The 552-nt window shown below is 70.7% G+C and carries 1 protein-coding gene; it reads right to left on the minus strand.

Translation table 11 applies throughout. The features are described from left to right. The coding region (locus ACQRCA_RS08475) for a helix-turn-helix domain-containing protein (protein ID WP_427719898.1) at positions 1 to 434 on the minus strand (434 nt) is incomplete at its 3' end. Between the last annotated feature and the right edge of the window lie 118 nt (positions 435 to 552).

The raw sequence follows: 552 nt of genomic DNA on the forward strand, positions 1-552 counted from the left end.
GCCTCCAGCCTGGCCGCCGCGGCGGGCTCGTCGGCGTCTATCCCGCGCCTGGACGAGACGAGGACCGAGTCGGCGCACAGCTGCGCGGCCCGGGCCTCGTAGAAGACGTGGGGGCGGCGCTTGCAGCCGATCGCGCGGTACCGGCCGCAGCCGTTGCAGCATCGCGGCCACGCCGCCAGGCGCGGGCAGGCCACCGACAGGTCGGCGGAGGCGTCCACGCGCTCGCCGCGCCTGGCCTTCGGCGCCGTCACGAACCTGTGCGACGCCACCTCGGCGCTCACCGTCGAGGGCGACCTGCCCAGCTCCCTCGCGATCTCCCTGCACGACGCCCTGCGCTCCAGCATCCTCTGGACCGTGTCCCGCTCGTGCCTCGTGAGCCTTCCGTAGGCCCTCGGGACCGCCCTTGCGGAGCCGCTCTTCTTCTTTCCGGACATGCCGTCCTCCGATCTCCCGGGGCCGGCCGATCCGGCCCTCAGGGTATCGGGTTCCCACATTCATCCGTACATGTGCGGATGAATGTGGGAGGTGTTCGGATAAAGTTGATAATCAAGG

Source organism: Collinsella sp. SGI.095, assembly GCF_050314535.1.
Classification (GTDB): Bacteria; Actinomycetota; Coriobacteriia; order Coriobacteriales; family Coriobacteriaceae; genus Collinsella.